This is a genomic window from Corynebacterium sp. MSK310 (genome assembly GCF_030227355.1).
Lineage (GTDB): Bacteria > Actinomycetota > Actinomycetes > Mycobacteriales > Mycobacteriaceae > Corynebacterium > Corynebacterium rhinophilum.
The window spans coordinates 101,874-115,969 of the sequence record NZ_JASPFZ010000003.1; the positions used below are offsets into that span (position 1 = coordinate 101,874).

The 14,096-nt window shown below is 61.8% G+C and carries 12 protein-coding genes; 10 read left to right on the top strand and 2 right to left on the bottom strand.

Features of this window, described 5'->3' with window-relative positions; all coding sequences use genetic code 11:
- Positions 1–128 precede the first annotated feature (128 nt).
- From infA to eccB, 8 genes are all read left to right on the top strand, one after another.
- Positions 129–347: a translation initiation factor IF-1 gene (gene infA, locus QP891_RS04095; protein ID WP_003854422.1), complete on the top strand. Its 219-nt coding sequence runs from the start codon at positions 129–131 to the stop codon at positions 345–347.
- Between the two features lie 182 nt (positions 348–529).
- Complete coding sequence (rpsM, locus tag QP891_RS04100) at positions 530–898, top strand: 30S ribosomal protein S13 (RefSeq protein WP_005281309.1); 369 nt, start codon at positions 530–532, stop codon at positions 896–898.
- A 3-nt stretch (positions 899–901) separates the two neighbouring features.
- On the top strand, positions 902–1,306 hold the full coding sequence (gene rpsK / locus QP891_RS04105; RefSeq protein WP_005277076.1) for a 30S ribosomal protein S11: 405 nt from the start codon (positions 902–904) through the stop codon (positions 1,304–1,306).
- A gap of 21 nt (positions 1,307–1,327) precedes the next feature.
- A complete protein-coding gene (gene rpsD, locus QP891_RS04110; RefSeq protein WP_023016758.1) occupies positions 1,328–1,933 on the top strand; it encodes a 30S ribosomal protein S4 in 606 nt (201 codons plus the stop codon).
- A 114-nt stretch (positions 1,934–2,047) separates the two neighbouring features.
- Positions 2,048–3,058, top strand: a complete 1,011-nt coding sequence (locus tag QP891_RS04115) for a DNA-directed RNA polymerase subunit alpha (protein WP_284770185.1) — start codon at positions 2,048–2,050, stop codon at positions 3,056–3,058.
- 67 nt (positions 3,059–3,125) lie between these two features.
- Positions 3,126–3,638 (top strand): 50S ribosomal protein L17, encoded by a 513-nt coding sequence (rplQ, locus tag QP891_RS04120; protein WP_284770184.1) that lies wholly within the window; start codon positions 3,126–3,128, stop codon positions 3,636–3,638.
- Positions 3,639–4,061: 423 nt separating this feature from the next.
- On the top strand, positions 4,062–4,943 hold the full coding sequence (gene truA / locus QP891_RS04125) for a tRNA pseudouridine(38-40) synthase TruA (protein WP_284770183.1): 882 nt from the start codon (positions 4,062–4,064) through the stop codon (positions 4,941–4,943).
- Positions 4,944–5,041: 98 nt separating this feature from the next.
- Entirely contained in the window at positions 5,042–6,325 is a 1,284-nt protein-coding gene (eccB, locus tag QP891_RS04130; protein ID WP_284770182.1) for a type VII secretion protein EccB, read from the top strand.
- Here eccB and QP891_RS04135 read toward each other — a convergent pair.
- Together QP891_RS04135 and QP891_RS04140 are read right to left on the bottom strand one after the other, a co-directional pair.
- Positions 6,322–7,572, bottom strand: a complete 1,251-nt coding sequence (locus QP891_RS04135) for a S8 family serine peptidase (protein ID WP_284770181.1) — start codon at positions 7,570–7,572, stop codon at positions 6,322–6,324. The genes eccB and QP891_RS04135 overlap by 4 nt on opposite strands.
- Entirely contained in the window at positions 7,572–9,023 is a 1,452-nt protein-coding gene (locus QP891_RS04140; protein WP_284770180.1) for a ubiquitin family protein, read from the bottom strand. The genes QP891_RS04135 and QP891_RS04140 overlap by 1 nt, the downstream gene beginning before the upstream one ends.
- Positions 9,024–9,175: 152 nt before the next feature.
- Here QP891_RS04140 and eccCa point away from each other — a divergent pair, with 152 nt between their 5' ends.
- A complete protein-coding gene (gene eccCa / locus QP891_RS04145; RefSeq protein WP_284770179.1) occupies positions 9,176–12,865 on the top strand; it encodes a type VII secretion protein EccCa in 3,690 nt (1,229 codons plus the stop codon).
- Complete coding sequence (locus QP891_RS04150; RefSeq protein ID WP_284770178.1) at positions 12,866–14,029, top strand: type VII secretion-associated protein; 1,164 nt, start codon at positions 12,866–12,868, stop codon at positions 14,027–14,029.
- Positions 14,030–14,096 lie beyond the last annotated feature (67 nt).

The window sequence follows — 14,096 nt, forward strand, 5'->3', positions numbered from 1 at the left end:
CGTGTCGCTGCAGCGTATGCTGGTTTGACGGTGTATGGCGCCAGTAGGTCTGGTTGGCTTGCACCACCGCAGTAGACAACAAACATGCAGGTGACAGGTACTTGTCTGTCACCAGAAAAGTAGAGGTTATGGCTAAGGAAGGCGCAATTGAGGTAGAGGGTCGCATCGTCGAGCCTTTGCCAAACGCAATGTTCCGTGTCGAGCTCGACAATGGGCACAAGGTTCTTGCACACATTTCCGGTAAGATGCGTCAGCACTACATCCGCATCCTCCCGGAGGATCGCGTCGTCGTAGAGCTGTCTCCTTATGACCTGACCCGCGGACGCATCGTCTACCGCTACAAGTAAACACAGTCAGCCTCCTCACCCAAGGGCGAAGCACGGTTTTGTCCTGTACACCTCAGGCTACGGTGGCCTGAGCCCGCACTGGTAAGCAACCCAAGGATTCCCGGCACGGTCCGGGCGAAGCGTTGCATGGAGCGGGACGGATGGGGAGAAAACCGCCGTAACAACCCGAAAGGACACGCCTTATGGCACGTCTAGCTGGTGTTGACCTCCCACGCAATAAGCGTATGGAGGTCGCTCTCACCTACATCTACGGCATCGGTCCAACCCGTGCCAAGGAATTGCTAGAAAAGACTGGCATTTCTCCTGACCTGCGCACCGACAACCTGGAAGATGAACAGGTTTCGGCACTGCGTGACGCAATTGAAGGTTCCTGGAAGGTAGAGGGTGACCTCCGCCGCCAGGTTCAGGCTGATATTCGTCGCAAGATTGAAATCGGAAGCTACAAGGGTCTGCGCCACCGTCGCGGTCTGCCGGTACGCGGTCAGCGTACGAAGACCAACGCGCGTACTCGTAAGGGCCCGAAGAAGACGATCGCAGGAAAGAAGAAGTAGTTCATGCCTCCAAAGACTCGTTCCGGCGCACGCCGTTCCGGCCGTCGCGTCGTCAAGAAGAATGTGGCTCTGGGCCACGCATACATCAAGTCCACCTTCAACAACACCATCGTCTCGATCACCGATCAGACCGGTGCTGTTATCTCCTGGGCATCCTCTGGCCACGTTGGCTTCAAGGGTTCCCGTAAGTCCACTCCGTTCGCTGCGCAGATGGCCGCTGAAAGCGCCGCACGCAAGGCAATGGACCACGGCATGAAGAAGGTTGACGTATTCGTTAAGGGTCCGGGCTCCGGCCGCGAGACCGCCATCCGTTCCCTGCAGGCTGCAGGCCTCGAGGTTTCCTCGATCACGGATGCAACTCCACAGCCGCACAACGGCTGCCGTCCGACCAAGCGTCGCAAGGTTTAAGGGAAGGAAAGAGGTAAGAAAATGGCTCGTTACACTGGCCCCGCTACCCGCGTATCCCGCCGTCTTCGCGTCGACTTGGTCGGCGGAGACATGGCATTCGAGCGCCGCCCGTACCCTCCGGGACAGGCTGGCCGCAACCGCATCAAGGAATCTGAGTACCTGCTGCAGCTCCAGGAGAAGCAGAAGGCAAAGTACACCTACGGTGTGCTGGAGCGTCAGTTCCGCCGCTACTACACCGAGGCTAACCGCCTCCCAGGCAAGACCGGTGACAACCTGGTCATCCTTCTGGAAACCCGCCTGGACAACGTAGTCTACCGCGCAGGTCTGGCACGCACCCGCCGCCAGGCTCGCCAGCTCGTTTCTCACGGTCACTTCACCGTGAACGGCAAGAACATCAACATCCCGTCCTACCGGGTTACGCAGTACGACATCATTGATGTCCGCCCGCGTTCCCAGAAGATGGAATGGTTCGAAGACGCTCAGGACGCTCTTATCGATGCCAACGTACCGGCATGGTTGCAGGTCGTTCCTGATACGCTGCGCATCCTCGTGCACCAGTTGCCCGAGCGCGCTCAGATCGACATTCCGCTGCAAGAGCAGCTCATCGTCGAGCTTTACTCGAAGTAAACTGTTATACCGCACGGCCCTTCAAGGCCACGCGGTCCATCAGGAATCTTCAACCTCAAGATTTTTACCCCCTCTACCGGCGTCAAATAGCGGTCGCCGAAAAGGAGAATTGCAATGCTCATTTCCCAGCGTCCTCAGCTCACCGAGGAATTCATCGACTCGTCTCGTTCGAAGTTCGTCATCGAACCGCTCGAGCCGGGCTTTGGCTACACCCTCGGTAACTCGCTGCGTCGCACCCTGCTGTCGTCCATCCCAGGCGCAGCGGTAACCTCCATCAAGATTGATGGTGTGCTCCACGAGTTCACCACCATCAACGGTGTGAAGGAAGACGTTTCCGAGATCATCTTGAACATCAAGAGCATGGTCCTGTCCTCCGACTCCGATGAGCCGGTGGTTATGTACCTGAGCAAGGAAGGCCCTGGTGATGTCACCGCGGGCGATATCCAGCCGCCGGCTGGCGTGGAGATCCACAACCCGGATCTGCACATCGCCTCGCTGAATGACACCGCTAAGCTGGACATTGAGCTCGTCGTCGAGCGCGGCCGTGGCTACGTCCCGGCTACCGCAACCTCTGGGGAAATCGGCCGTATTCCAATCGACCAGATTTACTCCCCAGTGCTGAAGGTCTCCTACAAGGTCGAAGCTACTCGTGTTGAGCAGCGCACCGACTTTGACAAGCTGACCATCGACGTCGAAACCAAGAACTCGATTTCCGCCCGCGACGCCCTGGCTTCTGCCGGCGGCACCTTGGTCGAACTCTTCGGCCTGGCACGCGAGCTGAACAACGCAGCCGAAGGCATCGAGATTGGTCCCTCCCCGCAGGAGACCGAGTACATCGCCGCCTACGGCATGCCTATCGAGGACTTGAACTTCTCCGTTCGCTCCTACAACTGCCTGAAGCGTCAGGAAATCCACACCGTCGGCGAGCTTGCAGAATGCACCGAGTCCGACCTGCTGGATATCCGCAACTTCGGTCAGAAGTCGATTAATGAGGTAAAGATCAAGCTGGCTAACTTGAGCCTTGCTCTGAAGGACACCCCTGAGGACTTCGACCCCACCCAGCTCGAGGGCTACGACGCAGAAACCGGCGACTTCAAGGACCCGGCTGCGGACGATTCCGAGTAAAGAATCACCCTGAACTGCGGCACTCGTTGCCGCGCGCTCAACTTTTACCGCACACGAGGAGTAAACAATGCCTACCCCGAAGAAGGGTGCCCGTCTCGGTGGCTCCGCCAAGCAGCAAGCTCACATGCTGAGCAACTTGGCAGCTAGCCTGATCGAGCACGGCGCCATCAAGACCACCGATGCCAAGGCGAAGGTTCTTCGCCCGTACGTCGAAAAGATCATCACCAAGGCTAAGTCCGGCACCATCGCTGACCGCCGCGCAGTGCTGAAGCTCATCCCGCGTAAGGATGTAGTTTCCCACCTGTTCGACGAGGTCGGACCGAAGTTTGAGAACCGTGAGGGCGGCTACACCCGCACGATCAAGCTGGACAACCGCACCGGTGACAACGCCCCGATGTCCCAGATCTCCCTCGTTCTTGAGGAGACCGTGACCTCCGAGGCTAACCGCGCTACTCGCGCTGCCGCTTCCAAGGCCGCTGAAGCTGAAGAAGCTCAGGCAGACGAGGCTGCGGAGACCGAAGCTCCGGCCGAGGACACCGCTGCTGAGAACACCTCTGCTGAGGAGTCCGAGGAGAAGTAATCTCCCTCGGCCACTGAATTCGCGCAGGCCCTAACGCCCTGCGTGGATTGCAGTCCCTACTCGCAGATGTAGCGCATAATCGCCGCCTTCCCATTCTCTTTACGAAGAGACAGGGGAGGCGGCTTTTGTCGTTTTGAACTTGGAGCCTCAGGTACTTGGTCCCACCCCCCCCTCGTCCCGCTCCCTCGTCCCGCTCCATCGCGCGGCTTCGCCATGCAGCGGACCACGCATTTTCCAATGCACGACGACACCTATGTACAACCTCCTACGCTCAACCTCCTATGCGCATCCTCCACTGCAATAACTGAGCAAATACGGCCTTCAGATATTGCATTTTCTGCTCAAAACGAACAGGGGAGGTGTAGCAGGAGAGGTTGCACATTTCGGGAACTCGCCGATGCCTCCGGTAGCATTAGGTCCACCATGACTGAAGCAGCAGCGATCGCAGATGAGGGACCAGCAGAAGGATTCGTTCGGCTCCGGTTAGATCTGGCCTATGACGGCACCGATTTTCACGGCTGGGCCAGGCAAAAGGGCGGACTGCGCACCGTCCAAGGCGTGCTCGAGGAGCAGCTAGCAATGATCGCTCGCACGGAGGTACCGCTGACGGTAGCTGGGCGTACGGATGCGGGCGTCCATGCTCGCGGGCAGGTGGCGCACGTGGATGTGCCGCAGGAGATGCTGGAGCAACGGTCCGTAGCAAATGATCCCGGGAAGTTGGTGCGCAGGCTTGCCAAGTTGTTGCCGGAAGACGTTCGGGTGCATGGCTGCGAGTTCGCGCCAGACAGTTTTGATGCCCGATTTTCCGCGCTGCGCAGGCATTATGTGTACCGGATAACCACTAGCCAGCGGGGTGCGTTGCCGACAAGGGCGCGCGATACGGCCGAATGGTTCAAACCGATAGGTATCGATGCCATGCAGGACGCGGCCAACGTCTTGGTGGGCTTGCACGATTTTGCGGCCTTTTGCAAGGCCAAGCCAAATGCCACCACCATTCGCGAATTACAGGAATTTAGCTGGCGGGATGTATCGACGCAGGAGGAACCGCAGCTCTTTGAAGCCCGAGTGACCGCGGATGCCTTCTGCTGGTCGATGGTCCGGTCCTTAGTGGGTTGTTGCTTAAGTGTTGGGGAAGGCCGCAGGAACGTCGACTTCGCCGCGGCCTTGCTGCAGGAGACAAAGCGCTCCTCTCGCATCCCGGTGGCGCCGGCGAAGGGCCTGTCTTTAGTCCAGGTGGATTACCCGGAACCCAGCGAAATGTCCGCGCGGGCAGACGTGACGCGAGAAAAGCGCACCGTTCTGTGAGCACACGCTGCCAAGTGGCAGGGCCGTGGCGCCTGCGCTAGCCTGAGGTCTGGGTTTATTTAGACTTTTCGGGGAATTTTCGGGGGGGGGGGAAATTCATGGCACGTCCATTGCCAACGACCAAGGCCCAAGTCTCGGGCCATAAATTTTTACGCCGCCGCGTGGAACACGGGCTCGTATTGGGCGATACCCGCATGATCCACGATCCGCTGGCCCGCCGCCGCAAGGCGATGATGTTCGGCGGAGTAGGCGTGGCCTTTTTGGCGGTCGGCTCTGGTCTTTTGGCCTGGTTGCAGCCGAGCCCGCAGCCAGGGGATGCGCCCATCGTGCGCTCGGAGCAGGGCCAGCTCTTCGTGGACGTCAACGATACGTATCACCCCGTCTACAATCTCTCTTCCGCGCGGATTATCGCCGGCGAGGCGGCCGAGGCACAGACCATTGGGGACGAGCATTTGCGCGAGGCCTCGTTAGGCACGCCGGTGGGGATTTCGGATGCGCCCGGGTATCTGGCTGCCCCGGGCGAGACACCGCAGCGCTCGTGGGCGGCGTGCCTTGCCGAGCACGATGAGCAGCCCGCGGATAATCTCACCAGCATCGATGGCCAACAAGTAGCCAAAGAAGAGGTCATCGTGGTGGCGGATCCGCCACAGGAGGGCTTTGGGGAGAAGCGCGCCGCGCTCGCAGAAACGGATGGTGTGCAGTGGCTGCTCACCGCGGACGGGCGCGTGCGCTTGCCCGATGCGCAGAGCACGGAGGGCCGGGTCATCCGCCGCGGGATTGGCATCGACGGGAGCACCCATTCCTGGCCCGTCCCCGCGGAGTTGCTCAATGCCTTTGCGGAGCAGCCGCCGCTTACGTTTCCCGATCCGCTGCCGGACATTATGGATACCGGGCAGGGTCAGTGGGCCCGGACGGACGACGGCGTCGCCGAGCTCTCCGCCACTCAGGCTGACATACTGGTTAGCTACGGTGCGACGCGCAAAGAAGCCTCACCACAAGAGGTAGGCGCGCTTGCCGATGCCCCCTTAAACTTCCGCCTGCCCGCCACCACCTTCGACTTCGTTGACCCAGATGAAGGCTGGATGTGTGCCGATAGCGACGGTGGGGCAGCGATGGTGACTGAGAACCCCGGAACGGTAGCGCTCGCCGGTGAAGGCGTAGCGGATCGTTTTGGTGGGCTATCGGCCGGAGGAGTTGGCGTGGATACCGGGCATGGCTATCACGTTGTCTCGCCGACGGGGCAGCGCCATGCGGTCGATAACAAAGAACTCTTGGAGGCCCTCGGCACTGGCATAGGAGCCGAGGTTCCGTGGGAAATCATCCGGCTTTTGCCAGAGGCCTCGCGCTTGGACCGAGACGAAGCACTACAGGTCAGCCGCTAGGCGGACTTGGGCCGGCGAAGCCCGCGGGCAACCGCCAGGCCGGTCAGCAGCAGGACTAACCCGCCGAGCACCCAACCGGCACGGCTCGCTGCGGAGGAGTGTTCCTCTTTGGTGGGTTGGATGGTGAGATCGCGCGCGGGTGCGGCGTACTCGCCATCGATATGGGTAAGGGCGGCGAGCGGATCGATGAAACCGTTGCCGGGTTCGCCGGCAGAGAGGAGCCGTTGGCGTATATCGGCAGCGCTGGCTTCTGGATAGCGCTCGGCTATTAAGGCGGCGGTGCCGCTGACTACCGGTGCTGCGAAGGAGGTGCCGTGGAACTGCGCCAGGGAATCCTCTTGGTTCTTTCCGTCTGCCCAGCCACCGGCGGGGTTCAGCGCTAACGGCACAAATCCGTGGGCGGATAGTTGTGGGCCATCGGCGGGCGTGAGCGAGTATTCTGCAAGTGCGTGGGCATCCTCTTGGGCGCTAATGGATAGTACGGTCGGTGAGTCCGCGGGAAAGACGTGGTCGCCTTCTTCGCAGGTACCGGAGGAAATATTGCCGGAGGCAGCGATGACTACGGCACCGGCATCTTCTGCGCGGTTAAGTGCCTCATCTAACCGGGAACTATCGATGCGTTGAGCGGTACTCTCTGGAACGCAGGATACGATGGAAATATTGATCACCCGGGCGTTGTCTTCCACGGCATGCTCGATGGCGCGGGCCAGCGTGTCGAGTGAACCGGTGGTGCTGTCTTCATCGGCGTCGCCGGCCGTGTCACCGTATTGGCGATAATGCGCGCTGGTTTGGCGGATGGCGCGGAGCTCGGCGCGCGGGGCGATGCCGATATCGTGGCCTGCGATGACGCCGGCTACGACGGTGCCGTGTAGGTCGCAATCCCGGTGCGGATCCGGTTCTTCCGGAGTGACCAGGTCCGCGCCTGTAGTAAGATTTGGCAGCTGATCGTGATGGGCAACCCCGGTATCGATGACGGCTACCGTTACACCTTGGCCCGTGGCAAAGGAGTGCAGTTGGGAGCGGTAGGCGCGCTGGTCCTCGGAAGGTTCTGGCGCTAGGGGAGATGGATGCGCGGTGGCGCATTCCCGGTCCGGTTCCCGCGCGCTTGCGATGGGAGCGGTCGGAGCTCCTGTGATGAAGCCTCCGGTTCCGGCGAGGACACATGCGGTAAGCGCGCAAGCAGTAATTCCAGAACTGCCGCTAAACCTAGGTAGTGCAAAAGAACGCCGTGAGTGAGTGTGGTGCATTATCCCAGCCCCCGAATGAGCTCGAAGATCCCGGCGAGGTGCGCGGCAAGCGGCAGGCAGGCGGCGATGGTCAGGGACTCAAGGCGTTCAAACCAGGCGATGGTCGTTGGTTCCACCTCGCTCATTTTGGCCGCCCACAGTGGGGCGCTGAGCATCGCGGCAAGCAGGAGAGTGGCGACCGCCGTCGGCGCCCAGGCGCCGGCAAGCCCATCGGCGGCAATCGCGTGCACGGCGCACAGACAGGCAGTGAGGCAGGCAACCATGGCAACGAGCATGAGCGCCCAGCTGGCAAGCACGCGACCGTGACGCGCGGCGTGCATGACCACCGTTCCGGCAACAGAGACGCAGAGCGTTTGGACGAAGCCGAGCCCGGTTAGACCGGTGCCGAAAAGCATGGCGATGCGAGAGCCGATGGTAGGAGCAGCGGACCCTGCGTCACCCACGGTGCCGTCTGTGGCTACGAGGGTGCCCGTGCCGGTGAAACTGAGCGCGATTAGCGCTGGAATGAGGCAAAGCGTGATTCCACAGCAGATGCCCTCGTAGGCGTACCCGGCGCGGGTGGCGCGATCGGCTACGTCGGGCTGGCGCTCATCCGAGACGGCGAGGTCTTGGCCCGCGGTGGGCAATTGCGGCACCTTGAGCCCCGCGGTGGCGATGGTCAGCGCGGGGGCGGTGGCAAGCAAAATGACTCCAGCGATAACGGTGCCCGCGGCCGCCGCGGTGCCGTGGCTCGTGCCGATGCCCGAATTGCCACTCAGTCCAGGAAGCAGGTAGCTCACGGCCGCTATGAGCACTAAGCCGGCGATGGTGAGCGCGCCAGAGGTTATCCGTACGGTGCTCAGCCGGGTGAGGTGGCAGGCTAATAAGGCCACGAGGAGGGTGGCGCTGGCGGTGAGGGCGGCATAGGGGGCATCGGCAAGCGCGGGCGAAATAAGCGCCCATCCGCTCGCCGCCCCTGCTGCCAGGGCGAGCATGACGAGGGATAGCGCGCGCGTCCACAGGGCGAGCACGAAGGCCGCGACGGCGAGCCCGGCGCAGGCCACCGCCGGGAGCGAGAGCACCCAGGCCACGGCGAAGGCAGCACCAAGCCCAGTCCACGCCCAGACGATCGGGATGGCGCAAGTGGTGTCGTCGTGGCTTTGGGCTGCAAGGGATTCGGCGGCATCGCGGATGACGGGCGCGGGCCGCTCCTCGCGCGGGGCGAGCACCAGGATGGAGCCTTCCGCAAGCGGCGTGGCGGCAAGCGGTGCGGTGAAGTCGATGGTGCGCCCAGATGCCGTGCTGGCGCGCCACGGCGAGGCGATCGCGGGTGCATCGACAAGGTCAGTAAGTTCTGCCATGAGCTCGCCCAGGCTGGAGCTTAACGGCAATGCCACGTCTGCTTCCTTGTGAAAGGAATCAGCGTGGATGCGGATGGTAAGGCGCAGGTGATGCGCCGTTGGAGCGGTCATAATTCCCCCGAATTGTCTCATGATTGTGGGCGTCCCCCTTGCCCAATGTCACATATTGTGGCTTACTGGTGGCGTCGTGTCCACCGCAGCGCGGGGAATCTTGGCAGGGGGCCAAGAGCGCTAAGCGTGTGGATCGGGGGAGGATTTTACCCATGCTTGGGATCGGGGAAACCCACATCGTGGAGCCATTGACCGTGCCGCTCAGGGACGCGCCACCGCCGCTTCCCACCGGCACCATCGAGTCAGAAGAAGTTCCAGAAGCGGTGCGCCCACAGCCGGTGCGCTTGGTGCGCTTGCTACTGCCCATCGTGATGATTGCCGCAATGTTGGGCATGGTGGCGCTGATGGTGCTGGGCGCGGGCGACTCGCGGCATATCAGCCCGGTATCCCTGATGTTTCCGCTCATGATGCTGGCCAGCATGGCCATGATGTTTGGGCCGCAAAATAGCGGGCAGGACCCGGATGAAACCCGGCGGACCTACTTGCGTCACATTAAGGCGCTGCGGGAAAAGGCCCTGGACAATGCCGGTGCGCAGCGCGCGCACGAGCTGTACCGGCACCCGGATCCGGCGGGGCTGGAACCGCTGGTGGGCTCGCGGCGCATGTGGGAGCGTGGGCCTGATGATCCGGATGCCTTGGAGGTGCGCGTGGGCACTGGGCCCACCACGTTGTGCACGCCCATCAACGTCCCGGATTCCGGTGCCACCGAGGACCTAGACCCGGTCTGTGCGGTGAGCATGCGCCAGGCCATCAAGGCGGTGGGCACCGTGCCGGATCTCCCGGTGGTGATCCAATTGCAGGCTTTTAGGTTTTTATCCTTTACCGGCGATAATGCTCGCGATACGGTGCGCGCCCTCGTCATGCAGTTAGCCCTGGCGCACGGCCCCGAGACCATCGGGATCGAGGCTATTGGCGGCGAGTGGGAGTGGCTAAAATGGCTGCCACACACTAGGGAGCCAGACAAGGCGCGGTTTCGCATCGTGCTTGTCGATGCCCTCTTGACTACCGGCACCGAAGACTTCTTCCACAGCGATTCTTATACCACCGTTATTGAAGTAGGCGGTGCGCCATCGTCTGCGTTGAGCCTGCGCGCAGAACAAGAGGGCTTGTGCCTCGTCGCGGCGGATACCCTGCAGGCGGTCACGGCAGCGGGCGTGGAAGAACTGGGCACACCCGATTATTTGGGCACTGCCGCGGCCACGATTATGGCCCGCCGGATGGCGGTCTTTCGCCGACCCGATAGCACCTCCGGGCGCCGGGGCAATGATTTGCTGGGGCTGCTCGGTTACAGCGGCGTGGATGAGTTGGCCGCCAGCGGCATGTGGCACGGGCGCGATGGTGCCTCGCGGCTCATGGTGCCCATTGGCATCGATTCCATCGGGCAGCCGGTAACCCTGGATCTCAAAGAATCCGCGCACGGCGGAATGGGGCCACACGGCCTGTGCATCGGGGCAACGGGCAGCGGTAAATCTGAGCTCCTGCGCACCCTGGTTACCGCGCTTGCCGCCACGCATAGCCCGGATGAACTCAACCTGGTGTTGGTGGATTTCAAGGGTGGTGCGACCTTCCTAGGCTGTGATCGCCTGCCGCATACTTCTGCGGTCATTACCAACCTTGAAGAGGAATCCACCCTGGTAGAGCGCATGTATGATGCCATTTCCGGGGAGATGAACCGCCGCCAAGAACTCCTGCGTACCGCCGGCAACTTTGCCAATGTGGGAGAGTACAACGCCTCTGCGGATGCCGTGCGGGACTACGGACCCTTACCGGCGCTGGTCATCGTCGTGGACGAGTTTTCCGAGCTCTTGGGCCAACACCCCGACTTCGCCGAGCTTTTCGTTGCCGTCGGGCGCTTGGGACGCAGCCTCCACGTGCACCTCCTTTTGGCCTCCCAAAGGCTCGAGGAAGGGCGATTGCGGGGGCTAGATTCCCACTTGTCCTACAGAATCGGCCTCAAAACCTTTTCCTCCGCCGAATCCCGCCAGGTCCTTGGCGTGACCGACGCGTATCATCTCCCCGGCCAACCCGGTGCTGGCTACCTGAAATCCGATGCCGAGGATCTCACCCGCTTTCAGGCTTCCTACGTATCAGGGCCGCTCGCGCGCCGGGTTGCACCTGGCGCGGGGATGCACGCGGCCACGGACCTGGAAGGTAATCCTTCCGGCCCGCCGCGCCGGGTGGAGCTTTTTACGGGATGGGCGAAGGACGATGCCGCTGTACAGAATTCTCCTGCGGTGGTAATGGATGAATCTACATCGGTTCTTACTGAGGTGGTTCGCGCCGCCGGCGAAGAGGCCGCCGCACGCGGCCAAGAGGCCCACCGCATCTGGCTACCTCCGCTGCCACCGGTCATTGAACTATCGTCCCTCGAGATGGAGGGCGCGGAGTCCACCGCAGCGGAACTGTCCGTGCCGATTGGGATCATCGATAGACCCTACTACCAGCGGCAAGACCAATTAGTCATCGATTTTCACCAACACGGCGGCCACCTTGCCTTGTGCGGGGGACCGCAATCCGGCAAGTCTGGCGCGCTGCGGACGATAGTCTCCTCCCTGGCGCTGCACCTGCGGCCGGAAGATATCCGCTTTTATGTCATCGACTTGGGCGGCGGGCAGCTAACCGCCCTAGACCGGCTACCGCACGTTGCCGGGGTAGCCGGGCGCGAGGAAGGCGAGAAGATCCGCCGCATCGTAGACGAGGTCGCCGGGTTTATTCGCCGGCCGGAATCGCGCGAGACCTTCTTGATTATCGACGGCTGGCACCACATCGGCCCGTCCAACGCGGAGTTTGAGGATATAGCTGAGTCCATCACGGATATCGTCGCGGACGGCGCCTCCGCCAATGTCCACGTCGTCATCGCGACCTCCCGGTGGACCACGATGCGCCCGGCGATTAGGGATCTCATAGCCCACCGCCTCGAGCTGCGCTTGGGTGAGGCGCTCGATTCCCTCATTGACCGCAAGCTGCAGCAAAAACTGCCCAGCGCGCCGGGCAGGGGACTGACACAGGCCGGCGAAAATATGCTGCTCGCGCATACCTCGAATCAAGACATTGCCCATATCTGCCGCGTGCATGCTAACGCCGTTCCCGCACCGCGGTTGAAGATGCTGCCCGCGGTGCTGACCCCAGAGGTGCTCGCCGCCCATGGCGAAGCACCTACTGGTGGCATCCCGTGGGGCATCGGCGGGCGCGACCTTTCCACTTTGGCGTGGAATCCGGAGCGCGAACCGCACCTAGTTGCCATCGGTGCCCAGGGCTGCGGCAAGTCCAATTTCTTGGCACAGATAATGCGCGGGGTTAGTAGCCTTCCGCGGGAGGAGGCGCGACTGGTGGTCATCGATCAGCGCCGTGCTCACCTGGGCACGCTGGATCCGGACATGGTGGCGGCCTATGCCGCGACGCAATCAAGTGCGCAGGAGGAAATCGTCAATACCGTGCGCACGCTGGAACAACGCTTGCCGGGAGCAGATATCACCCCAGAGCAACTCGCCGCCCGCGATTGGTGGGAGGGTCCGGATATTTATGTGGTGATTGATGATGCGGACTTGGTGAGCGATATCGCCCTCGCACCCTTAATCGATCTTCTGCCGCACGCGCGGGACATCGGCTTGCACATGGTAATCGCCCGAAAATCCGGCGGCATCGGACGGGCGCTGTTCGGCCAATTCTTTTCCGCGGTGCGCGACCTGCAACCTGCATTCCTGCTTTTCGATGCCGACCGCGACGAAGGCACCATCTTTGGGCTCAAGCCCAGCCACCAGCCGCCCGGCCGCGGGCAGTGGAGCATCCGCGGCGAAAACCTGGGAATTGCCCAGGTGGTCTATGGGGAAGGAAAAGAATAAATGTCTACAGATACGCCTACATCCGCGCCACCGGCAACAATTACGGTGACCGTCATGGATGCGGCCACTGTCTTTGAAGGCCCGGAAACCGTGTACCGCTACGATCTCGCTGGAACCGGCATCGTAGAAGGCAAAGCCTTAGGCCACGTCATGGACCAGATTGCGAAGATCGCTGGATCAGCTTGGCCGGACGTGGACGTATCCGTCATCGCGGATCCCTCGGGCACCGCTATCTCCCGGGAAGCGGTGACCATCCTGACCCGCCAGCTCGATGTAGCCGGCGCCCGCGTGCAGCAGCAAGATGCAACACCCGCACCGGAATCAACTCCAGCACGAAGTACTGAATCGGTTGCGGCCGCCCCAGAATCCGCGCCGACCGCCCAGATGGATGTCCCCATGGAACGCGCGGAAGCGGCTCCGGAGGCAGGGACTGAAGCCGGACCCGGAGCCGGAACTGGAACTGGCCCGCGAGCAGGCAAGGGGCAGGAAGCAGGCACGCGGTGGGGCGATAAGCTGCGCGGTTGGATAGGTGCCATCGATATGTTCCACGTCGCGATCGTCGTGGTGATTCTTGCCGTCGTTGGGGCCTCGTGGTGGGCTATGGGCGCGAATGCGTCTAATGATGAAGACGATGGCGAGACCGGTACTACTGCCGGAAGCACCACCGCTGCGAGTGCCGCCGATTCCGTGCCGGCGGAAGAATCTGGTGGCGGTGGCAGCGATGATGGCGACGGTGCGGCTGGCGACGCGGGCGGTGATGGCGAGCTCAACCCAGGCGAAAAACGCCTCGATATTGAAGGGCTCTCCGTTGTCCTTCCCACCGGATTTCAAGCCACCGTGGAGGAAGGACTGGTTACCGCCTCAGGAAAAGACCCTGATTTAAGGATCCTCTTAGCGTCGGACTCGCTTTTTAACGTTCCGGCCAAGGCGCTCTTTGATGAAATAAAAGCGCAGGTGGATAGGGATCCGGAACTGCGCGATGTATCCGAGGACGCAGGGCGTTTGCACTATATAGAAGACCCCGGCGATGGCTCCGTTGTGGAATGGACCATCTGGGAAGATACCGGGCACCACATGTCGGTGGGGTGCCATACCCGCCATAACGCCAATGCCGTGCAAAAAGCCGCGTGCCGGATGGCCACCGAGTCCCTGAGTAAGAAATAACCAGAAAAGTTTTAACTTACTGGGAACCATATGGCCCTGAGCTCAGTCCAATAACGGTGAGAAAGCA

Coding starts and splice junctions, on each gene's coding strand:
- infA (WP_003854422.1), top strand. CDS start 129: ATGGCTAAGGAAGGCGCAATTGAGGTAGAGGGTCGCATCGTCGAGCCT.
- rpsM (WP_005281309.1), top strand. CDS start 530: ATGGCACGTCTAGCTGGTGTTGACCTCCCACGCAATAAGCGTATGGAG.
- rpsK (WP_005277076.1), top strand. CDS start 902: ATGCCTCCAAAGACTCGTTCCGGCGCACGCCGTTCCGGCCGTCGCGTC.
- rpsD (WP_023016758.1), top strand. CDS start 1,328: ATGGCTCGTTACACTGGCCCCGCTACCCGCGTATCCCGCCGTCTTCGC.
- QP891_RS04115 (WP_284770185.1), top strand. CDS start 2,048: ATGCTCATTTCCCAGCGTCCTCAGCTCACCGAGGAATTCATCGACTCG.
- rplQ (WP_284770184.1), top strand. CDS start 3,126: ATGCCTACCCCGAAGAAGGGTGCCCGTCTCGGTGGCTCCGCCAAGCAG.
- truA (WP_284770183.1), top strand. CDS start 4,062: ATGACTGAAGCAGCAGCGATCGCAGATGAGGGACCAGCAGAAGGATTC.
- eccB (WP_284770182.1), top strand. CDS start 5,042: ATGGCACGTCCATTGCCAACGACCAAGGCCCAAGTCTCGGGCCATAAA.
- QP891_RS04135 (WP_284770181.1), bottom strand. CDS start 7,572: ATGCACCACACTCACTCACGGCGTTCTTTTGCACTACCTAGGTTTAGC.
- QP891_RS04140 (WP_284770180.1), bottom strand. CDS start 9,023: ATGACCGCTCCAACGGCGCATCACCTGCGCCTTACCATCCGCATCCAC.
- eccCa (WP_284770179.1), top strand. CDS start 9,176: ATGCTTGGGATCGGGGAAACCCACATCGTGGAGCCATTGACCGTGCCG.
- QP891_RS04150 (WP_284770178.1), top strand. CDS start 12,866: ATGTCTACAGATACGCCTACATCCGCGCCACCGGCAACAATTACGGTG.